The organism is Actinomarinicola tropica, assembly GCF_009650215.1.
Taxonomy (GTDB): domain Bacteria; phylum Actinomycetota; class Acidimicrobiia; order Acidimicrobiales; family SKKL01; genus Actinomarinicola; species Actinomarinicola tropica.
In genome coordinates this window covers 673,604-692,463 of the sequence record NZ_CP045851.1, presented here as the reverse complement: position 1 = coordinate 692,463, position 18,860 = coordinate 673,604, and the positions used below count along the sequence as shown (strand labels likewise).

Here is an 18,860-nt window from a genome sequence, read left to right as displayed (position 1 = left end):
TGTTCCTTCCGTCGCGATAGGCGCACTCGATCGTTCAGCGGCGCAATGGCTCAGCGCTGTGGCGATCCGAGGTAGGGGCCGTCGGGTCCGAAGCCCAACCGGACGAGGGCCAGCGGGCGCGGCGTGGGCGTGCGGAAGCGCTGGGCCCACGGGGCGTAGGCGATCCAGGTCGAGCCGTCCCGGTCGAACCAGATCGACCCCTCCCCCGGCCCCTCACCCTGGAGGTTCGTGCCGAGGAAGCGGCCGGCCCCGTGGCGGGTGCACGGACCGGCCGGCGTGGCGCACTCGGCCCAGCCGAGCCCGTAGTGCGGCTGGTTGAACCACCCACCGGAGTAGAGCAGCCACAGCCGCCCGTCGGGACCACGCACCATGTCGGGCGCCTCGACGATGTGGCCCTCCCACCCGAAGGCGGCGTCGAGGATCACGGAGGGCTCGCCGACGAGCGCGGTGCCGTCGGACGACAGGCGCTGGGACACGATCGACGACGGCGCCTCGCGATCGAGGTCCCAGTTGTCGTCGGTCTTCCAGAGGAGCCACGCCTGCCCGTCGAGGTCGACGAAGCTGCGCGGGTCGATCGCGCCACCCCGCTCGGTGGGGCACACGATCGGCTCGTCGAACGCGGCGTACGGACCGAGCAGCGCATCGCCGACGGCGTGGCCGATGCACTGCAGCTCGGTCCCCTGCAGCCGAGCGGTGAAGAAGAGGACCCACCCGTCCTCGGTCTGGAGCACGTCGGGCGCCCAGGTGACGTCGTGCGCAGCCCAGGGCGGCAGCACCGGCAGCGCGTCGCCGGGGAGGCTCCACGTCACGAGGTCCGTCGACAGGCGGAACGGCACGTTGATGGTGACGCCGTCCCACTCCGTCTGGGTCGCGAACGACACGTAGTGCTCGTCGGTCAGGACGATGAGCGGGTTCGGCATGTCGAAGTCCGGGGTGGTCGGCAGCCAGCCGGGCGCCGACGGATCGGCGGGCGGCGGCGTGTGCACCGCGGGGTCGATCGTGGGCGCAGGCGCGGTCGTCGTGGTGGTCGGCGGTGGTGGAGCCGTCGTGGTCGTGCTGGTGTCGGGGACCGGGCGCGGGGTGGTCGACGCCGAGGTCGGGCCCTCGCCCGATGCGCCGCCCGCGCTCGACGTGCAGGCCGCCACGAGGACCGTCACCACCGCCAGCCACAGCAGCCGCCACCGGGCTCCGACCACGGTGCCACCTCTCCCCTCGCGCCGGGCCCCTGGTGCCGGATGGCCGAAGAGTACCGCCGGACGCCCCGCTCGGACCTGGCAGGCTCGTCCCATGACGGTCGTCGCCCGGGCCCCGGGCCGGGTCAACCTCATCGGCGAGCACACCGACACCACCGGCGGTCTCGTCCTGCCGATGGCGATCGATCGCCGGACGGTCGTCGAGATCGAGCGCGGAGGATCCACCCTCCACCTGGTGTCCGACGACGAGCCCGACGCCGCCGTCGTCGCGCTCGGGTCGAGCGTCCCGCCTGCCGAGGTGCATCCCGTCTGGGCGCGCTACGTCGCCGGCGTCGTCGAGGTGCTGCGGCCGGCCGTGGGCGGGCGGGGCCGGGTGCGCACCGACGTCCCGATCGGTGCCGGCCTGTCCTCGAGCGCCGCCCTCGAGGTCGCGGTGGCGTTGGCGCTCGGGTTCGAGGGGACGCCGATCGAGCTCGCCCGGGCCTGCCAGTCCGCCGAGCAGGTCGCGTCCGGGGTGCCGTGCGGGATCATGGACCAGCTCGCCTCCGCGGCCGGCGTCGAGGGCCACGCGCTGCTCGTCGACTGCCACACCCTCGACGTCGAGCCGGTGCAGATCCCCGACGGGCTCCGGATCGTGGTCGTCGACTCCGGCCAACGACGCGCCCTGGCCACGAGCGAGTACGGCGCACGTCGGGCGCAGTGCGAGGCGGCCGAGGCCGCGATCGGTCCGCTGCGGTCCGCCACCGTGGCCGACGTGGAGCGCATCGCCGACGCGGTGCTGCGCCGGCGCGCCCGGCACGTCGTCACCGAGAACGAGCGCGTGCGCGCGGCCGTGGCCGCCCTCCGGGAGGGTGCGGTCGACGAGCTCGGCTCGCTGCTCGTCGACGGCCACCGCAGCCTGCGCAACGACTTCGAGGTCTCGACCGCGGTGCTCGACGAGCTCGTCGAGGCGCTCTGCCGACGGCCGGGGGTGCACGGCGCCCGGCTGACCGGCGCCGGGTTCGGCGGCTGCTGCGTCGCGCTCCTCGACGCCGATGCCGAGGTGCCGGACCTCGGTGTCCGCTCGTGGGTCGTGCGCCCCTCGGCCGGGGCATCGGTGGTTCAGGCCCCGACGTAGGCGGCGAGGTGCTCCCCGGTGAGGGTCGACCGGGCGGCAACGAGCTCGGCCGGCGGCCCCTCGAACACCACCTTCCCGCCGTCGTGGCCGGCGCCGGGCCCGAGGTCGATGATCCAGTCGGCGTGCGCCATCACGGCCTGGTGGTGCTCGATCACGATGACCGACTTGCCGCCGTCCACCAGCCGGTCGAGCAGCGCGAGCAGCTGCTCGACGTCGGCGAGGTGGAGGCCGGTGGTCGGCTCGTCGAGCACGAACACGCCCCCCTTGTCGCCCAGGTGGGTGGCCAGCTTCAGCCGCTGACGCTCACCGCCGGACAGCGTGGTGAGCGGCTAGCCGAGGCGGAGGTACCCGAGGCCGACGTCGGCGAGGTGGCCGAGCACCTTGTGCGCCGCCGGCGTGCGTGCGTCACCCTCGCCGAAGAACCCGAGCGCCTCCTCGACCGGCATGTCGAGGACCTCGGCGATGTTCCGTCCGCCGAGCCGGTGCTCGAGCACCGCGGCCTGGAAGCGGGTGCCCTCGCACTCCTCGCAGGTGGTGGCGACCCCGGCCATCATCGCCAGGTCGGTGTAGATGACCCCGGCCCCGTTGCAGGCCGGGCAGGCCCCCTCGGAGTTGGCGCTGAAGAGCGCGGGCTTCACCCCGTTGGCCTTCGCGAACGCCTTGCGGATCGGGTCGAGCAGCCCGGTGTAGGTGGCGGGGTTGCTGCGCCGCGACCCCTTGATGGCGGTCTGGTCGACGACGACCACACCCTCCCGTCCCGCGACCGACCCCTGGACGAGCGAGCTCTTGCCCGAGCCGGCGACGCCGGTGAGCGCGACGAGCACGCCAAGCGGGATGTCGACGTCCACGTCCTTCAGGTTGTGGGTGGCGGCCCTCCGCACCTCGAGCGCGCCGCTCGGTGCGCGGACCTCGTCCTTCAGGCGGGCGCGGTCGTCGAGGTGCCGGCCGGTGAGCGTGTCGGCGGCCCGCAGCCCCTCGACCGACCCCTCGTAGACGACCTCGCCGCCGCCCGTGCCCGCCGCCGGGCCGAGGTCGACGACGTGGTCGGCGACCGCGATGACCTCGGGCTTGTGCTCGACCACGAGCACGGTGTTGCCCTTGTCGCGCAGCTGGAGCAGCAGATCGTTCATCCGGGCGATGTCGTGGGGGTGCAGGCCGATCGTCGGCTCGTCGAACACGTAGGTGACGTCGGTGAGCGACGACCCGAGGTGGCGGATCATCTTCGTCCGCTGGGCCTCGCCGCCCGACAGCGTGCCCGAGGGACGGTCGAGGCTGAGGTAGCCGAGGCCGATGCGGACGAACGAGTCGAGCGTGTGCTGCAGGCCCTCGACGACCGGAGCCACCGACGGGTCGTCGACGCCGCGGAGCCACTCGGCGAGGTCGTCGATCTGCATGGCGCAGACGTCGGCGATGCTCCGACCGTCGATCTTCGACGAGCGCGCCACCTCGTTCAGCCGCGTGCCGTCGCAGTCGGGGCAGCTGGTGAAGGTGATGGCCCGGTCGACGAAGGCCCGGATGTGGGGCTGCATCGCCTCTCGGTCCTTCGACAGCATCGACTTCTGGATCTTCGGGATCAGCCCCTCGTAGGTGACGTTGACGCCCTCGACCTTCACCTTCGTCGGTTCCATGTGGAGGAGCGCGTGCAGCTCCTTCTTCGTGAACCGCTTGATCGGCTTGTCGGCGTCGAAGAACCCGCAGCCCCGGTAGATGCGTCCGTACCAGCCGTCCATGCTGTAGCCGGGGACGGTGATGGCCCCGTCGTTGATCGACTTGGTCTCGTCGTACAGCTGGGTGAGGTCGACGTCGCTCGTCCGGCCGAGGCCCTCGCACCGGGGGCACATGCCGCCCGCCCGGGTGAACGTGACCTTCTCGCGGGTGGCCCCGGCCTTCTCGACCGTGATCGACCCCGACGCGCTCACCGACGCGGTGTTGAACGAGAACGCGTTGGGCGGCCCGATGTGCGGGTCGCCGAGCCGGCTGAAGAGGATCCGCAGCATGGCGTTGGCGTCGGTCACCGTGCCGACGGTCGACCGCGGGTTGGCGCCGATGCGCTCCTGGTCGACGATGATCGCCGTCGTCAGGCCCTCGAGCCGGTCGACGTCGGGCCGCGCCAGCGTCGGCATGAAGCCCTGCACGAACGCGCTGTACGTCTCGTTGATCAGCCGCTGGGACTCCGCAGCGATGGTGGCGAACACCAGCGAGCTCTTGCCCGACCCCGAGACGCCGGTGAACACGGTGAGCCGCCGCTTCGGGATCTCGACCGCGACGTCCTTCAGGTTGTTCTCCCGGGCGCCGTGCACCCGGATGAGGTCGTGGGTGTCGGCGGCGTGGACGTCGGTCATGCGGCTCAGTGCCTCTCCTGGATGCGGACCATGTTCCCGGCGGGGTCGCGGACGGCGCAGTCGCGCACGCCGTAGTCCTGCTCGATGGGCTCCTGCACGACCTCGACGTCGTGCGCCTGGATCGCCTCGAACGTGGCGTCGAGGTCAGGCGTGGCGAGGACGATGAACCCGTAGGTGCCCTTCGCCATCATCTCGGCGATCGTGCGGCGCTCCTCGTCGGTGATGCCCGGGTCGGCCGCCGGCGGGCTGAGCACGATGTTGGTCTCGGGCTGGCCCGGCGGGCCGACGGTGATCCACCGCATGGTCTCGTAGCCGACGTCGTTGCGGACCTCGAAGCCGAGGACGTCCCGGTAGAAGCCGAGCGAGGCGTCGGGATCGGTGTGCGGGAGGAGGGTGCTGTGGATGGTGATGTCCATGCGGTCGACCCTAAGGACGCGCCGCCACGGGCGCTTCTCGAATCCTGACCGGTCGCGTCACCTGCTGGGCGACGCAGCCGGGGATGCCCTCGGTGGTGTCGGCCCGCTGCCGGTAGGTGCTCGGCGGCACACCGACGAGCTCGGTGAACCGCGTGCTGAAGGTGCCGAGCGACGAGCAGCCCACCGCGAAGCAGACGTCGGTGACGCTCATGTCGCCGCGCCGCAGGAGCACCATCGCGCGCTCGATGCGGCGCGTCATCAGGTAGCTGTAGGGGGACTCGCCGTAGGCACGCTTGAACGCCCGGCTGAAGTGCCCGGCGGACATGTGGACGCCCCGGGCGAGCGACTCCACGTCGAGCGGCTCGGTGTACTCGCGGTCCATGCGGTCGCGCGCCCTCCGGAGGAGCGCGAGGTCGCGCAGGTGCTGGTCCGTCGCCGTGCTCCCGCTCACGGGGCGATCGTGCCACAGGCGGTCCCCCACCGCCGACGGGTTCACGGGCCCGTCCCGTCGACGCGCCCGCGGGCGCGGGCGCGGTTGTGGGGTCCGCAGAGGCGTTGGAGGTTGTCGAGGGTGGTGGGGCCGTCGTGGGTGTAGGGCTGGATGTGGTCGTACTGGAGGAAGTGGGTAGCTCTGCAGCCGGGGTGGGCGCATTCGGGGTGGGTCTGGTCGAGGACGCGGCGTTGGCGGCGGGTGGGGGTGCGTCGGCGGGGGCTGGCGTCGATGGGGTGGCGGGCGGTGTCGCAGAGCAGGAGGGAGACGAACGCGTCGGGGAGGAGCGCGGCGACGGCGTGGTCGGCGATGGGGGTGCCGTCGGCGAGGAGGGTGGGTTGGTCGCCGCGGATGTGGATGACGACCTCGGCGGTGACGGTCCCGCCGTGTGTGACGGTGTCGGTGAGGGCGTCGGCGCGTTGTTGGCGCAGCGACGCGCCCGCGGGCGCGTGGTTGGTCATGACCTGGTGGTCGATCGCGGCGGTGACGGTGGCGGCTTGTTGGGGGGTGAGTCGGGCGGTGAGGGTGACCATGCCGTCGGGGTCGGTGCGCCACGTGAGGGATCGTTGGGTGTGGTGGCGTCGGTCGATCTCGTCGGGGTCCTCGTGGCGGCGTGACCAGGCGGCGATCGCTGCGCCCAACCGACCTGCCGGGGTGCAGGCGGCGAGCTCCACGAGTGCCTCCTCGTTGTCGTCGCAGACGTGGGGGACCAGGACGCGGGCCTTGGCGTAGGAGACCTCACCGGCGCGCATCGCGGCGTCCAACACGGCGTGGTGTCGCAGGGCGCGGGCGACGCGGACCTGGGTGCGGGCGGTGCCGATGTCGATGTCGGCGACCTCGGCGAGCCACGCCGCACACGACAGGGCACCCCACGCCGCCCAGGTGCCACGGGCGTCGAGCTCGCCGACGAGGACCAACAGCTCGTAGGTGCCCGCCGACAGCCGGCCCGCCAACGCGACGATCTCGGCTTCGAGCCGCTCGACTGCCATCTCCGCCACCGGCTCGGTGACCTTCTCTCTCATCTGCACGGTGCCGCCTCCGCTGTGGTCGAACGTACGTTCGACTCTACCGAGGGGGTGTGACACCAAACCGCCCACAGACCGAGCCCCCACGCGCCCGCGGGCGCGTCAACAGTTCCCTTGACATTGGTAACGAACTAGTTACCATTTGGGCGTGGACGTGTTCGCGGCGCTGGCCGACCCGATCCGGCGCGACATCCTCCGGCGTCTCGCTCGCGGGCCGGCGCGCGTGGTCGACGTCGCCGCCGAGCACCCGGTCTCACGCCCCGCCATCAGTCGCCACCTCCGCGTCCTCGGCGATGCCGGACTGGTGCACGCCACCGACCACGGCCGGGAGCGCCACTACGCCCTCTCCACCGCGCCCCTCACCGCGGTGCGAGATCTGCTCGGCGAGCTCGATGGCCGGCGCCCACCCGTGACCGACCAGGCCCTGGACGCGCTCGCCACGGAGGTGTGGCGCACCGGACGCGACCGACGACGCACGGCACCACCCGACATCGCCACCACCGACGAGGAGATCGCATGAACCTCACCGGCCGAATCACCGACGGGGACCTCGTGCTCCGACGCGAGCTCGCCGCCCCGATCGAGGACGTGTGGGCGAGCGTCACCGAGTCCGAGCGCCTCGCCCGCTGGTTCGGCACCTGGACGGGCGACCCCGCCGAGGGCCACGTCACGGTGACGATGAACGCCGAGGCCGAACCGGGCTCACCGACCCGCTACGACATCCACCGCTGCGACCGCCCGCACCGGCTGTCCGTCAGCGCCACCGACGAGTACGGCACGTGGCTGCTCGACCTCGACCTCTCCCACGCCGACGGTCGGACGACCCTCGTGCTGACCCAGCGTGACGTCGCCCCGTCGGGGGCCCACGAGGTCGGGCCCGGATGGGAGTGGTACCTCGATCGCCTGGAGTCGGCCGTGGAGGACGTGGAGCCGCCGACCCTCGAGGCGTTCGACCAGGACTACCTGCCGCTCGGCGACCTCTACCGGTCGATGCTCAGCGACTGAGGTCGCGGTACGCAGCGACGATCGGCGCGAGCTCGGCGGGCGTGGCGCCGTGCATGATCACCGCGTCCGCACCGAGGTCGAGCTGGCCCTGCACCGCGGACCCGCACTGCTGGGGTGACCCGGTGGCCGACGGCGCCAGCCACTCGTCGGGCAGCAGCTCCGCGACGTGCTCCAGCTGCGCGGTCGTGGCCACCGCGTCGACCGCCCCTCCGATCGACTGCACGAGCGGGTCGGCACGGAACCGTGCCAGCACCGCCGGGTCCCAGCCGTTCGTGCGCACGAGCAGATCGCCGTAGCCCTGGAGGTAGGTGGCCAGCCGGCCGACGGACTTCTTCAGGCGCAGGTCCTCGGGGATGTGGTCGCCGATCGTCGCGAAGCAGGTCCACACGCGCACCGACGCCGGATCCCTGCCGGCCTCCTCGGCGGCACGCTTCACCGTGCGCACGCAGCGCTCGACCGTCTCGTCGGTGAAGAACGTGTGCAGGACGACGTCGTCGAACGCCCGGCCGCCGAGGGCCAGGCTCTGGGGGCCGAAGGCGACGAGACCGAGCGGGATGTCGAGGTCGAACCGGCGGTCGAGGTGCAGCACCGGGTAGGTGCCGAGCGGGCCGTCGTAGCCGACGATGGCCTCGCCCTTCCAGAGGCGTCGCATGACGCTCGCGAACTCCTCCATCTGCGCCGTCGTGATCCGGGGGATGCCGAAGGCGTCGAAGAGGGGGTCGATGCCGCGACCGATGCCGAGCGTGAACCGGGCGCCGGTGAGCAGGTGCATCGTCGAGGCGTACGAGGCGGTGACGACGGGGTGGCGGGTGTTGTGGTTCGTGGCGGCGGTGATGATGCGCATCCGCTCGGAGCACGCGGCCGCCGCTCCCGAGAGCGTCACCGCCTCCTTCGAGTTGAAGCGCTCGGAGATGAACACCGCACCGAGGCCGAGCCGCTCCGCCTCACGGACCTCGTCGAAGAGGTCGGCGGGCGAGTCCGGCGCGCCGGCCAGGGTGTAGAAGCCGATCTCGTCCAAGGTCCGGTCCACGGACGGGGACCGTACAGCGGCGTGGTTCCTCGCGGTCGGCTGCGCACGTAGGCTCCGGCCGTTCGACCGAGAGGAGGAACCGGGATGGCCGGTGGTCTGGTGGCGCTGCTCGACGACGTGGCGGCGCTGGCGAAGCTCGCGGCGTCGTCGATCGACGACGTGAGCGCCGCCGCGGGCCGAGCGAGCATGAAGGCCGCCGGCGTGGTGGTCGACGACACTGCGGTCACTCCGGGCTACGTCAAGAACCTCGCCGCGCACCGCGAGCTGCCGATCATCAAGAAGATCGCCGTCGGCTCCCTGCGCAACAAGCTCCTCTTCATCCTCCCGGTGGCGATCTTCCTGAGCCAGGTCGCGCCCACCGTGGTCGAGATCATCCTGATGCTCGGCGGCACCTACCTCTGCTACGAGGGCGCCCACAAGATCCTCCACACGCTGCGGCCCCACGAGGCGCACGTCGAGGTCCCGGCCGTCGCCGTCGGTCCGGAGGCGGAGAAGGCGACGGTCACCGGCGCGATCCGCACCGACTTCATCCTCTCGGCGGAGATCATGGTGATCGCGCTGAAGGAGGTGATCGACGAGCCGCTCGCGTCACGGGCGATCATCCTCGCGGTCGTCGCCGTGCTCATCACGATCATCGTCTACGGCGTCGTCGCCGCCATCGTGAAGATGGACGACATCGGCCTGTCCCTCGCCGAACGGCCGTCGGAGCGGTCCCAGAGGTTCGGTCAGCTCCTCGTCAGGGCCATGCCGATCGTCTTGGCCTGGCTGTCGCGGATCGGCATCGCCGCGATGCTCTGGGTCGGCGGGCACATCCTCCTCGTCGGCTCGGACGAGCTCGGCTGGCACTGGCCCTACGGGGTCGTGCACGACCTGGAGGACCTCGTCCACGACCTGCCGCTCGCCGACGTGCTCGGGTGGTTGGTGAACACGGCGGCGTCCGCCGTCGTCGGCCTCGCCGTCGGCATGGTCGTCGCCTTCGTCGTGGCCCAGGTCGGGCGCTGGCGAGGAACCGACCGGGCCCCCGCCCACTGAGGCGCATCAGGCGGTCGCGCGTTCGATCCCGAGCGAGGCCAGCAGATCGAGGACCCGTCGGTCGATCTCGTCGCGGATCGGTCGGACCGCCTCGATGCCCTGGCCGGCGGGGTCGTCGAGCTGCCAGTCCTCGTAGCGGGTGCCCGGGTAGAAGGGGCAGGCGTCGCCGCAGCCCATCGTGATGACGACGTCGGAGGCCGCGACGGCGGCGTCCTCCAGGCGCTTCGGGCGTGCGCCGGCAGCCCGCAGGTCGATGCCGACCTCGGCCATGGCCTCGACGACGGCGGGGTTGAGGTCGTCGGCCGGGGCCGAGCCGGCCGAGCGGACGACGACCCGGTCGCCGGCGTGGCGCGCGAGCAGCGCCGCGGCCATCTGGGAGCGACCCGCGTTGTGGACGCAGACGAAGAGGACCTCGGGGACGGTGGTGGTCACAGCGCAGCCTCCGATCGGTGGTGCGGGTAGAGGAACCGGACGAGCGCGTACGCCAGGACGCAGCCGACCAGTTGGGCGGCCACGAACCCGGGCGCCGAGGCCGGCGCGATGCCGGCGAAGCTGTCCGACAGCGTCCGGGCGATGGTGACCGCCGGGTTCGCGAAGCTCGTCGACGACGTGAACCAGTAGGCCCCGCCGATCCAGATGCCGACGGCGAAGGGGACGACCGACGTCCGACCGGTGCGCACGCACCCCTGGATGAGGACGAGCAGGGTGAGGGTGGCGAGGACCTCGGACAGCCACAGCGCGGCGGACGAGCGGTCGGTGGTGGACCAGGCGACGGCGGGCAGCTCGAACATCACGTTGGCGAGGACGGTGCCGACGCATCCCCCCACGACCTGGGCGAGCACGTAGAGACCGGTGTCGCGGGTGGTCATCGTGCCGAGCGCCCGGTCGAGGAGCGTCACGACGGGGTTGAAGTGCGCGCCGGACACCGCACCGAACATGAGGATGAGCCCGATCAGCGCGGCGGTGGTCGCCGCGGCGTTCTCGAGGAGCTGCAGCCCGACGTCGCCGGCCGACAGCCGACTGGCTGCGATGCCGGATCCGACGACGGCGACGATGAGCATCGCGGTGCCGAACCCCTCGGCCACGAGCCGGCGGACGAGGTCGAGGCGCAGCTCCCCGATGCCGGTCTGCGGTTCGTGCGCCAGCTGGGCATCGGTCACGAGACCCCCACCAGCCCGTCGATCCGCGTCCGCAGCTCGGCGACGGCGGCGTCGAAGGCCTTGGCGGAGCCGTCGGGCACGGGGTCGGGTACCGACCAGTGGAGCCACTCCCCTGACGGCGAGAGCTCCTCGTGGGCGCGGTCGCACACGGTGACGACCAGCGCCGGCGCCGCACCGGCCGCCTCCAACGCCTGCGGCACCGCGTCCCCCAGGTCGAGGCCGGCGCGGCGCGCGGCGTGCACCGCACCCGGGTGGACGCGCTCGGCGGGGTGGGTGCCGGCGGACGACGCGTCGTGGCCTGTGCGCGCCCGCCACAACGCTGCGGCCAGCTGCGAGCGGGCGGAGTTGGCGGTGCACACGAACAGCGCGGGCCCGGGGGCGAGGGACGGGCGGAGGACCAGGTCGTCGAGCGACCGACGGACGAGGTGGACGTACCGGCGGCGACCGTCGCCGCTCGACCGGTGGCGCTCGACGACGCCGACCGACTCCAGCACCTCGAGGTGGTGGGCGAGGAGGTTCGACTCGATCCCGAGCCGCTGCCGCAGCTCGACCGGCGCCCGGTCGGAGGTCGCCAGCTCGTCGACGATGCGGAGGCGCACCGGGTCACCCAGCGCGGCGTGACGTCGTGCTCGATGCTCCAGGTCGGGAGGTCCGTCCATGACCGACACGGTAAAAGGTCAACAGAGATTGAGTCAACTCATGCTGAGAGATGGTGCGTCAGATCCACTTGCCTGGGTTGAGGATGCCGTCGGGGTCGAGGGCCGCCTTCACCCGCCGGGAGAGGTCGAGCACGTCGGGCCCCAGCTGGTCGTGCAGGTGCGCGGCCTTCAGGCTGCCGACGCCGTGCTCCCCCGTGATGGTCCCGCCCAGCGCGAGCGCGGCCCGCATGACCTCGTCGAAGGCGACCTGCGCCCGGGCCGCGGCGTCGGCGTCCGCCGGGTCGAAGGTGACGAGGGGGTGGAAGTTGCCGTCACCGGCGTGGCCGATTACCGGGATGCGGGTCTGCGTGCGCGCCGCGACCTGCTCGACCGCGGCGACGAGGTCGGGGATGCGCGGGATGGGCACGCCGACGTCCTCGATGAGCACGGCACCCAGACGCTCGACGCACGGGATCGCCATGCGACGGGCACCGAGGAGGAGCTCGCCCTCGTCGGCGTCCTCGGTCGCCGCGACGTACGCGGCGCCGGCGGACTCGCAGGCGGCGACGACGGCGGCGACGTCCGCGCTCCCCACGTCGCACTGCGCGAGGAGGAGGGCGCCGACCGCGGCGAGCCCCATCGGCTTCACCGCCTCGACCGCGGCCACGGCGGCGGCGTCCATCAGCTCGAGCGTGGCCGGGCGGAGCTGCCCCATGATCGCCGTCACGGCCCGACCGGCGTCGACGACGTCGTCGAACGTCGCGACGATCGTGGCCAGCGGTGGCGGGGCCGGGCGCAGGCGCAGCGTCGCCTCGGTGATGACGCCGAGGGTGCCCTCGGAGCCCACGAACAGGCGCTTCAGGTCGTAGCCGGCGACGTCCTTGATCGTGCGCCCGCCGAGACGGACGGCCCGACCGTCGGCGAGGACGACCTCGATGCCGAGGACGTAGTCGGTGGTGACCCCCTGCCGGACGCAGCACAGGCCGCCGGCGTTGGTGGCGAGGTTGCCGCCGATCGAGCAGATCTCGTAGGACGACGGATCGGGCGGGTACCAGAGCCCGTGCTCGGCAGCCGCCGCCTTCACCTCGGCGTTGAGCGCGCCCGGCTGGACGACGGCGACCATCGCCGCCGGGTCGACGTCGACGGCACGCATGCGATCGGTCGACAGGGTGATCGCCCCGTCGACCGCCGCCGCACCGCCCGACAGGCCGGTGCCCGCGCCGCGCGGCACGACCGGCACCCGGTGCTGCGACGCGATGCGCAGCACGGCCTGCACGTCGGCGGTGCAGGTGGCGCGCACCACGGCGCGAGGACGACCCGGTGTGACCGTCGATGCGCGATCGAACCGGTAGCCCTCGACGACGTCGGGGTCGGAGACGACCGCTCCCTCCGGGAGGGCAGCGACCAGTTCCTCGACGACGCGGTCCATGGTCCGACTGTACGGGCCGCCCGCCGGTCGGGTTCCAGCGGGCGCCCGACGGGGCAGGCACAGGTTCCATGACGATCGACACCCTCATGCTCGTCGCGGCCGCCTCGGATGCCGACGAGCTCAGCGGACTGTCGGGTTGGGTGGTCGACGTGATCGACGCGCTCGGCGTCCTCGGCGTCGGTGCGCTCACCCTCCTCGAGAACCTCTTCCCCCCGATCCCGAGCGAGGTCGTCCTCCCCCTCGCTGGCTACCTCGCCGAGCGGGACCGGATGCACCTGCTCGGCGCTGTGGTCGCGGCCACCATCGGTTCGCTCATCGGCGCCCTGGCCCTCTACGGACTCGGCCGGCGGTGGGGCGAGCAGCGGGTGAACGACCTGCTCGTGCGGGTGCCGCTCGTCGAGCGCGAGGACCTCGATCGGGCACAGGCCTGGTTCAGACGGCACGGCGGCTCGTCGGTGCTCATCGGGCGGTTGGTGCCCGGCGTTCGGAGCATCGTCTCTCTCCCCGCCGGGTTCCAGGCGATGCCGTTCCCGGCGTTCATCGGCCTCACCCTCCTCGGGACGGTGGCGTGGAACTGCCTCCTCGTCGGGGCGGGCTACCTCCTCGGGAGCCAGTGGCAGTCGGTCGGCAGGTACTCCGACTACATCGACGTGGCGGTGATCCTCGCCCTTCTCGTGCTCATCGGACGCGCCGTCTGGCGTCGGCGCGACCGCATCGGCTCACGCAACTGATCCCGTCGTGGCGGTGCCCCAGCGACGAGCTATGGTTCACCCGCTCTAGGACGCTCGTCCTAGAGGGAAACGAACGGGGAGGTGCGATGCGGAACGCAGCGGCGACGAGGGAGCGGATCGTGGCCTGCGCCGACGACGAGTTCTACGAGCACGGCGTGGCCGCCACCTCCTTCTCGTCGCTCGCCGCCCGCACCGGCATCGCGAAGGGGAACTTCCACTACCACTTCCGAGCGAAGGACGACCTGCTCCGGGCGGTGATCGAGCGCCGCACGCAGCGCACCGCTGAGATGCTCGCCGAGTGGGAGCAGGACGAGGACTCCCCGGCCGGACGCATCGGCCGGTTCATCGACATCGTCATCACGAACATGGCCCCGATCATCGAGCACGGGTGCCCGGTCGGCTCCCTCTGCGCCGAGCTGGCCAAGGCCGACCACCCGATGCGCGACGACGCCGCATCGATCCTCGACCAGTTCCGCGCCTGGCTCCGCCAGCAGTTCGCCGCCCTCGGCGACGCGGACCTGGCCGACGAGCGGGCGCTCCACGTCCTGATGCGCAGCCAGGGGATCGCCCTGCTCGCCCAGGTCCACCGCGACGCCTCGTTCGTGCGCCGCGAGGCCCAGCTGCTCCACGCGTGGCTGGCCGAGATCACCACCACCGACGACGGAAGGACGACCCGATGACCGCAGAGACGCCGGACCCCGTGTACCTCGTGACCCTCGAGATCACCGATCCGACACACGCCGGGGCTCACGCACCTGGCCACGCCGCGTGGATCGACCGGGGCGTCGAGGACGGCGTCTTCCTGCTCGTCGGCTCTGTGCCAGGCCGCGGTGGCGCCATCCTCGCCCGCCGGACCTCCGAGGCGACCCTCTCAGCCCGCGTGCACCAGGACCCGTTCGTGGCGCACGGGGTCGCCACGCCGACGATCACCGAGATCGTGCCATCGCGCATCCATCCCGAGCTCGCTGCCGCGGTCGGCCGATGACCACGGCCACCTGGCGGGGGCCGGACGGCGTCGAGCGGTGCCCGTGGGCGGCCGGCGCTCCGGACTTCCTCGCCTACCACGACGACGAGTGGGGCCAGCCCGTCGGCGACGACGACCGGCTCTTCGAGAAGCTCAGCCTGGAGGCGTTCCAGTCCGGCCTGAGCTGGCGGACGATCCTCGCCAAGCGTGAGAACTTCCGCGCCGCGTTCGACGGGTTCGCGATCGAACGGGTCGCGGCCTACGGGGCAGCGGACGTCGAACGGCTGCTCGGCGACGCCGGGATCGTGCGGCACCGGGGCAAGATCGAGGCCGTCCTCGCCAACGCCCGTGCCGCCGTCGAGCTGATCGACGCCGAGGGCTCGCTCGGATCGTTCGTCTGGCGCTTCGAGCCGGACCCGGCGACGCTCCCCGACCCGCAGACGGTCACGACCTCCCCCGAGTCGGTGGCGATGGCCAAGGAGCTGAAGCGGCGAGGCTGGCGCTTCGTCGGGCCGACCACCGTCTTCGCGTTCATGCAGGCGATGGGCCTGGTCAACGACCACGTGCACGGGTGCGCCCAACGGACGACGACCGAAGCGGCACGGGCGGTCTTCACGCGGCCCACGCCCTGACAGGTCACGCAGCGCGGGGCGACGGCGGTCGACAGGTCGGATCGTGCCCCGCGCCCGACGCGTGGAGCCGCGCGTGGGCCACCGCGGCGTCGAGGTCGGTGAAGAGGTGGTGCTCCGACGCGAGGTGGTCGAGCGCGCCGACGTTGCGCAGCAACCGCTCGTGCTCCGGCCGGGGGCCCTTCAGCAGGACGGTGATGTGCCGACGCTCGAGGTCGGCCACGATCTCACCGAGGGCGTGGGCGCCGGTGGCGTCGAGGACCTGCAGGTCGGGCAGCCGGAGGATGACGACCCGCACGTCGGCCACCTGCGACAGGCTGGCCAAGAAGCGTTGGGAGGCGCCGAAGAACAGGGCGCCGTCGATCCGGTAGGCGACGATGTGCTCATGGAGGAGCGACTCCTCGTCCTCGGGGTCGACCTCGGCGGGCACCGGCGTCTCGGCCAGCGCGGTGGTGCGCGCCACCTGACGGAGGGCAAGGACGGCGGCGACGGCGACGCCGACCTCCACCGCGACGACGAGGTCGAACACGATGGTCGCCGCGGCCGTGATCCCGAGGACCGCTGCGTCCGAGCGGGTCGATCGCAGGATCGAACGGATGTTGTGGACCTCGACCATGCGCATCGCGGTCACGACGAGGACGCCGGCGAGCGCGGCGAGCGGGATCTCGGCGACGAGATCGGACCCGGCGAGCACGACGGCGACGAGTGCCAGCGAGTGGACGACCGAGGCCAGCCGCGTGCGGGCACCGGCCCTGACGTTGACCGCGGTGCGGGCGATCGCACCGGTCGCGGGCATGCCGCCGAAGAGCGGCGAGACCACGTTGGCCAGGCCCTGTCCGAAGAGCTCGCGATCGGGGTCGTGGCGCGGGCCGTCGACCATGCCGTCGGCCACCTTGGCGGAGAGCAGCGACTCGATCGCGGCGAGCAGCGCCACGGCGAACGCCGGGCCGATGAAGCCGCCGAGCACACCGAGGTCGACCGCAGGCAGGGAGGGAGCGGGAAGCGTCGACGGCAGGGCGCCGATCGTCGCCACGTCGAGCCCGACCACCTTCACAGCCGACGTGGCAGCGACGACGGCGAGTAGCGACGCCGGGAGCGAGCGGTGCAGCCGCGGCGCCAGCACCATGACCGCGACGACGAGGCCGACGAGCAGCAGAGCCGCGAAGGACCCGTGGTCCAGGGCGTCGAGTGCGGCACGGACCGCCACGATGGCGGTGTTCTCGCCCTCGGGCGTCGCGACGCCGAGGGCAGCAGGCACCTGCTGGAGGAAGATGATGACGGCGATGCCGAGCGTGAAGCCCTCGATGACGGGCCACGGGATGTAGGCGAGGAGCCGCCCGAGGCGCAGTGCGCTGGCGACGACCACGAACAGACCCGCGATCACGCCGACGACAACCACGGCGTCGGCGCCGTGGCGGGCGACCAGCGGGACGAGGACGACGGTCATCGCGCCGGTCGGTCCGGACACCTGGACGTGCGACCCGCCGAAGACGGCCGCCACGAGACCGGCGACGATGGCTGTCGTGAGCCCGGCGGCCGCGCCCAACCCCGTCGTGATGCCGAAGGCGAGGGCGAGCGGCAGGGCCACCACGCCGACGGTGAGCCCGGCCATCACGTCCGCTCGCCACGTCGAGGCGAGCCCGGCGTAGTCCGCCCGGTGCGGCAGCAGCGAGCGCAGCGACGTCCGGGAACGGGTGGGGAGGGTCACCGGGGCTCGACCTCGGCGTGCAGGTCGGCGAGCAGGTCGCGGGTCTCGGTGAGGGATGCGAGGAGGAACCGCTTGGCCACAGCGAGGAGGTCGCCGACGAGCGGGTCCTTCAGCGCGTAGACGACGTTGGAGCCCTCGCGGCGGGTCGTGACGAGCCCGGCGCGGCGGAGGACGCCGAGCTGCTGGGAGAGGTGCGACGACTCGATCCCCACCAGGGGCTGGAGCTCGGACACCGAGCGCTCGCCCTCGGCGAGCACCTCGAGCGCGCGGATGCGCGCCGGGTGGCCCATGGCTTTGAACAGCTCGGCCTTCACCTCGGAGAGAGGTCGGGCGTCGCTGGGTCCCGATGACGGCATGACGGACGGATCCTTCCCTGCTGCGGCAGACGATCTGACGACTTTGTCAGATTATCTACTCCTCAGGCATGCTCCACCACGAGGGCCGGGTCAGTGGAAGGATGCGCCGGTGACCGCCTGGACCTTCGTCGCCCTCGCCGTGGGGCTCGTCTTCCTCGTCGCCGGTGCGGAGCTGCTCGTCCGCGGCGCGGCGTCCATCGCCACCCGGTTCGGCATCGCCCCGGTGGTCATCGGGCTCACCGTGGTGGCCTTCGGGACGAGCGCCCCCGAGCTGGCCGTGAGCGTCAGCGCCGCGATCGGCGGCAACGGCGAGGTGGCGTTCGGCAACGTCGCCGGGTCGAACATCGCCAACATCCTCCTCATACTCGGCGGGTCGGCCGTCATCGGCACGCTCGCCGTGTCCCAGCGCATCATCCGCATCGACATCCCGGTGCTCATCGGTGCCTCGTTCGTGGCGCTGCTCCTCGGCCTCGACAACGAGATCGGGCGCGTCGACGGCGCGATCCTCTTCGCCGGTGTGGTCACCTACACCTGGTGGCTCATCCGCGCCGCGCGGGGCGAGCGGGAGCAGGACGTCATCGACGAGTACGACGAGTCGATCGAGGAGCTCGAGGTCGACGTCGTCGACAAGCCCCTGCCCGTGCAGGTCGGCCTCGTCGTCCTGGGGCTCGCGGTCCTCGTCGGCGGATCGCAGCTGCTCGTCGGCTCGGCCACCGACATCGCCGAGGAGATGGGCGTCAGCGACCTCGTCATCGGGCTCACCGTCGTCGCCATCGGGACGTCGCTCCCGGAGCTGGCCACGTCGTTCCTCGCGGCGTACCGGGGACAGCGCGACATCGCCGTCGGCAACGTGGTCGGGTCGAACCTGTTCAACCTGCTGTGCGTGCTGGGCCTCACCGGGCTCGCGGCGGGCACACCGATCCCCGTGCCCGACAGCGCGCTGCAGGTCGACGTGCCGGTGATGCTGGCGGCGACGATCGTGCTCGTGCCCATCATCTGGAAGGGCTTCGAGATCCGGCGGTGGGAGGGCATCGTCCTCGTCGCGGCGTACACCCTCTACGTCACGTTCCTGGTGCTCGACGCCGGTGACAGCGAGGCCGTCGACGTCGTGCGCCCGGTCGCCCTCGTCGTCGTGCCGCTCGTGCTGCTCGGGTTCACGCTCGCGGCGCTCCAGGCGCGCGCCGCGGCCCGCCGACCCGACGGCGCCTGACTGCGCCGGTCAGCCCACCGCCCGACGGACGATGTCGGCGATGCGCGCCTCGGTCGGTTCGTCGAGCTCGCGCAGGAACCACGCCGATCCGATCAGGCGGTCCGCGGCGCCCTCCTCCGGCTCGAGGTGTGCTTTCTCGGTGAGACCGAACGTGACGAACTGGTCGTCGTCCACCCGGAAGAAGCAGAGCACGGGGCTGCTCTTCGTCCGCGCGTAGCCCGGCATCCCGTACCAGAGGCGAGGCTGCAGGTCCGGTGCGGCCTGCACGATCACGTGGTGCAGGCGCGCAGCGAGCTCCTGGAACGCCGGGAGCTCGCCGATCTTGTCCTTCACCGCCGTCTCGCCGTCGGTGGCTCCCGCCATCGTGCTGCCCCTCTCGTCGACC

The 18,860-nt window shown here is 72.2% G+C and carries 21 protein-coding genes and 1 pseudogene; 9 read left to right on the top strand and 13 right to left on the bottom strand.

The window, feature by feature from the left end:
• Positions 1-50 precede the first annotated feature (50 nt).
• Positions 51-1,196, bottom strand: coding sequence for a glycoside hydrolase family 43 protein (locus GH723_RS03530; RefSeq protein WP_195210504.1), 1,146 nt, complete (start codon positions 1,194-1,196; stop codon positions 51-53).
• Between GH723_RS03530 and galK the strand changes: the two genes are divergently transcribed.
• Complete coding sequence (galK, locus tag GH723_RS03525) at positions 1,081-2,310, top strand: galactokinase (RefSeq protein ID WP_267471333.1); 1,230 nt, start codon at positions 1,081-1,083, stop codon at positions 2,308-2,310. The two genes, GH723_RS03530 and galK, sit on opposite strands and share 116 nt — an antisense overlap.
• Here galK and GH723_RS03520 read toward each other — a convergent pair.
• From GH723_RS03520 to GH723_RS03505, 4 genes and pseudogenes are all read right to left on the bottom strand, one after another.
• Positions 2,295-4,652, bottom strand: a pseudogene (locus tag GH723_RS03520) (ATP-binding cassette domain-containing protein). The gene galK and the pseudogene GH723_RS03520 sit on opposite strands and share 16 nt — an antisense overlap.
• 5 nt (positions 4,653-4,657) lie before the next feature.
• Positions 4,658-5,068, bottom strand: a complete 411-nt coding sequence (locus tag GH723_RS03515) for a VOC family protein (RefSeq protein ID WP_153758348.1) — start codon at positions 5,066-5,068, stop codon at positions 4,658-4,660.
• A gap of 10 nt (positions 5,069-5,078) precedes the next feature.
• The gene (locus GH723_RS03510; RefSeq protein WP_153758347.1) at positions 5,079-5,519 is read right to left on the bottom strand and encodes a helix-turn-helix transcriptional regulator; all 441 of its coding nucleotides are present in this window, start codon (positions 5,517-5,519) and stop codon (positions 5,079-5,081) included.
• 41 nt (positions 5,520-5,560) lie between these two features.
• Positions 5,561-6,580, bottom strand: coding sequence for an HNH endonuclease signature motif containing protein (locus GH723_RS03505; RefSeq protein WP_195210503.1), 1,020 nt, complete (start codon positions 6,578-6,580; stop codon positions 5,561-5,563).
• A gap of 151 nt (positions 6,581-6,731) precedes the next feature.
• Here GH723_RS03505 and GH723_RS03500 point away from each other — a divergent pair, with 151 nt between their 5' ends.
• Together GH723_RS03500 and GH723_RS03495 are read left to right on the top strand one after the other, a co-directional pair.
• On the top strand, positions 6,732-7,103 hold the full coding sequence (locus GH723_RS03500; protein WP_153758345.1) for an ArsR/SmtB family transcription factor: 372 nt from the start codon (positions 6,732-6,734) through the stop codon (positions 7,101-7,103).
• The gene (locus tag GH723_RS03495) at positions 7,100-7,588 is read left to right on the top strand and encodes an SRPBCC family protein (protein WP_153758344.1); all 489 of its coding nucleotides are present in this window, start codon (positions 7,100-7,102) and stop codon (positions 7,586-7,588) included. Before GH723_RS03500 ends, GH723_RS03495 begins: the two co-directional genes overlap by 4 nt.
• On the opposite strand, the gene GH723_RS03490 is transcribed toward GH723_RS03495, so the two are convergent.
• On the bottom strand, positions 7,578-8,618 hold the full coding sequence (locus GH723_RS03490) for a TIGR03857 family LLM class F420-dependent oxidoreductase (RefSeq protein WP_153758343.1): 1,041 nt from the start codon (positions 8,616-8,618) through the stop codon (positions 7,578-7,580). The genes GH723_RS03495 and GH723_RS03490 overlap by 11 nt on opposite strands.
• 84 nt (positions 8,619-8,702) lie before the next feature.
• Between GH723_RS03490 and GH723_RS03485 the strand changes: the two genes are divergently transcribed.
• Positions 8,703-9,650 carry a DUF808 domain-containing protein gene (locus GH723_RS03485; protein WP_153758342.1) on the top strand — a complete coding sequence of 316 codons (948 nt, stop codon included), beginning with the start codon at positions 8,703-8,705 and terminating at the stop codon, positions 9,648-9,650.
• A 6-nt stretch (positions 9,651-9,656) separates the two neighbouring features.
• On the opposite strand, the gene GH723_RS18695 is transcribed toward GH723_RS03485, so the two are convergent.
• The 4 genes from GH723_RS18695 to GH723_RS03470 are packed head-to-tail and all read right to left on the bottom strand — an operon-like array spanning position 9,657 to position 12,877.
• The gene (locus tag GH723_RS18695) at positions 9,657-10,022 is read right to left on the bottom strand and encodes an arsenate reductase/protein-tyrosine-phosphatase family protein (RefSeq protein ID WP_407650262.1); all 366 of its coding nucleotides are present in this window, start codon (positions 10,020-10,022) and stop codon (positions 9,657-9,659) included.
• 56 nt (positions 10,023-10,078) lie between these two features.
• A complete protein-coding gene (locus GH723_RS18690; protein ID WP_229023023.1) occupies positions 10,079-10,810 on the bottom strand; it encodes an aquaporin in 732 nt (243 codons plus the stop codon).
• The gene (locus tag GH723_RS03475; protein ID WP_153758340.1) at positions 10,807-11,469 is read right to left on the bottom strand and encodes an arsenate reductase/protein-tyrosine-phosphatase family protein; all 663 of its coding nucleotides are present in this window, start codon (positions 11,467-11,469) and stop codon (positions 10,807-10,809) included. Before GH723_RS03475 ends, GH723_RS18690 begins: the two co-directional genes overlap by 4 nt.
• A gap of 58 nt (positions 11,470-11,527) precedes the next feature.
• Positions 11,528-12,877, bottom strand: a complete 1,350-nt coding sequence (locus GH723_RS03470) for an FAD-binding oxidoreductase (RefSeq protein ID WP_153758339.1) — start codon at positions 12,875-12,877, stop codon at positions 11,528-11,530.
• Positions 12,878-12,945: 68 nt separating this feature from the next.
• On the opposite strand from GH723_RS03470, the gene GH723_RS03465 reads away from it, so the two are divergent.
• From GH723_RS03465 to GH723_RS03450, 4 genes are all read left to right on the top strand, one after another.
• Positions 12,946-13,608, top strand: a complete 663-nt coding sequence (locus tag GH723_RS03465) for a DedA family protein (RefSeq protein WP_153758338.1) — start codon at positions 12,946-12,948, stop codon at positions 13,606-13,608.
• Positions 13,609-13,694: 86 nt separating this feature from the next.
• Positions 13,695-14,288, top strand: a complete 594-nt coding sequence (locus GH723_RS03460) for a TetR/AcrR family transcriptional regulator (protein WP_153758337.1) — start codon at positions 13,695-13,697, stop codon at positions 14,286-14,288.
• Complete coding sequence (locus tag GH723_RS03455) at positions 14,285-14,593, top strand: YciI family protein (protein WP_229023022.1); 309 nt, start codon at positions 14,285-14,287, stop codon at positions 14,591-14,593. The genes GH723_RS03460 and GH723_RS03455 overlap by 4 nt, the downstream gene beginning before the upstream one ends.
• A complete protein-coding gene (locus GH723_RS03450; RefSeq protein ID WP_153758336.1) occupies positions 14,590-15,204 on the top strand; it encodes a DNA-3-methyladenine glycosylase I in 615 nt (204 codons plus the stop codon). Before GH723_RS03455 ends, GH723_RS03450 begins: the two co-directional genes overlap by 4 nt.
• 4 nt (positions 15,205-15,208) lie before the next feature.
• Here GH723_RS03450 and GH723_RS03445 read toward each other — a convergent pair whose 3' ends face one another.
• Together GH723_RS03445 and GH723_RS03440 are read right to left on the bottom strand one after the other, a co-directional pair.
• Complete coding sequence (locus tag GH723_RS03445) at positions 15,209-16,909, bottom strand: SulP family inorganic anion transporter (RefSeq protein ID WP_229023021.1); 1,701 nt, start codon at positions 16,907-16,909, stop codon at positions 15,209-15,211.
• On the bottom strand, positions 16,906-17,265 hold the full coding sequence (locus GH723_RS03440) for an ArsR/SmtB family transcription factor (protein ID WP_153758335.1): 360 nt from the start codon (positions 17,263-17,265) through the stop codon (positions 16,906-16,908). The genes GH723_RS03445 and GH723_RS03440 overlap by 4 nt, the downstream gene beginning before the upstream one ends.
• Positions 17,266-17,374: 109 nt before the next feature.
• Between GH723_RS03440 and GH723_RS03435 the strand changes: the two genes are divergently transcribed.
• The gene (locus tag GH723_RS03435; protein ID WP_153758334.1) at positions 17,375-18,475 is read left to right on the top strand and encodes a calcium/sodium antiporter; all 1,101 of its coding nucleotides are present in this window, start codon (positions 17,375-17,377) and stop codon (positions 18,473-18,475) included.
• Between the two features lie 9 nt (positions 18,476-18,484).
• On the opposite strand, the gene GH723_RS03430 is transcribed toward GH723_RS03435, so the two are convergent.
• Entirely contained in the window at positions 18,485-18,838 is a 354-nt protein-coding gene (locus GH723_RS03430; protein ID WP_153758333.1) for a DUF1801 domain-containing protein, read from the bottom strand.
• Positions 18,839-18,860 lie beyond the last annotated feature (22 nt).

Excerpts from the sequence above, each read along its gene's own strand:
- GH723_RS03465 (WP_153758338.1), top strand. The coding sequence starts at position 12,946 with ATGACGATCGACACCCTCATGCTCGTCGCGGCCGCCTCGGATGCCGAC.
- GH723_RS03430 (WP_153758333.1), bottom strand. The coding sequence starts at position 18,838 with ATGGCGGGAGCCACCGACGGCGAGACGGCGGTGAAGGACAAGATCGGC.
- GH723_RS03475 (WP_153758340.1), bottom strand. The coding sequence starts at position 11,469 with ATGGACGGACCTCCCGACCTGGAGCATCGAGCACGACGTCACGCCGCG.
- GH723_RS03440 (WP_153758335.1), bottom strand. The coding sequence starts at position 17,265 with ATGCCGTCATCGGGACCCAGCGACGCCCGACCTCTCTCCGAGGTGAAG.
- GH723_RS03515 (WP_153758348.1), bottom strand. The coding sequence starts at position 5,068 with ATGGACATCACCATCCACAGCACCCTCCTCCCGCACACCGATCCCGAC.
- GH723_RS03485 (WP_153758342.1), top strand. The coding sequence starts at position 8,703 with ATGGCCGGTGGTCTGGTGGCGCTGCTCGACGACGTGGCGGCGCTGGCG.
- GH723_RS03495 (WP_153758344.1), top strand. The coding sequence starts at position 7,100 with ATGAACCTCACCGGCCGAATCACCGACGGGGACCTCGTGCTCCGACGC.
- GH723_RS03450 (WP_153758336.1), top strand. The coding sequence starts at position 14,590 with ATGACCACGGCCACCTGGCGGGGGCCGGACGGCGTCGAGCGGTGCCCG.
- GH723_RS03505 (WP_195210503.1), bottom strand. The coding sequence starts at position 6,580 with ATGAGAGAGAAGGTCACCGAGCCGGTGGCGGAGATGGCAGTCGAGCGG.
- GH723_RS03455 (WP_229023022.1), top strand. The coding sequence starts at position 14,285 with ATGACCGCAGAGACGCCGGACCCCGTGTACCTCGTGACCCTCGAGATC.
- GH723_RS18695 (WP_407650262.1), bottom strand. The coding sequence starts at position 10,022 with ATGGCCGCGGCGCTGCTCGCGCGCCACGCCGGCGACCGGGTCGTCGTC.
- GH723_RS03470 (WP_153758339.1), bottom strand. The coding sequence starts at position 12,877 with ATGGACCGCGTCGTCGAGGAACTGGTCGCTGCCCTCCCGGAGGGAGCG.
- GH723_RS03460 (WP_153758337.1), top strand. The coding sequence starts at position 13,695 with ATGCGGAACGCAGCGGCGACGAGGGAGCGGATCGTGGCCTGCGCCGAC.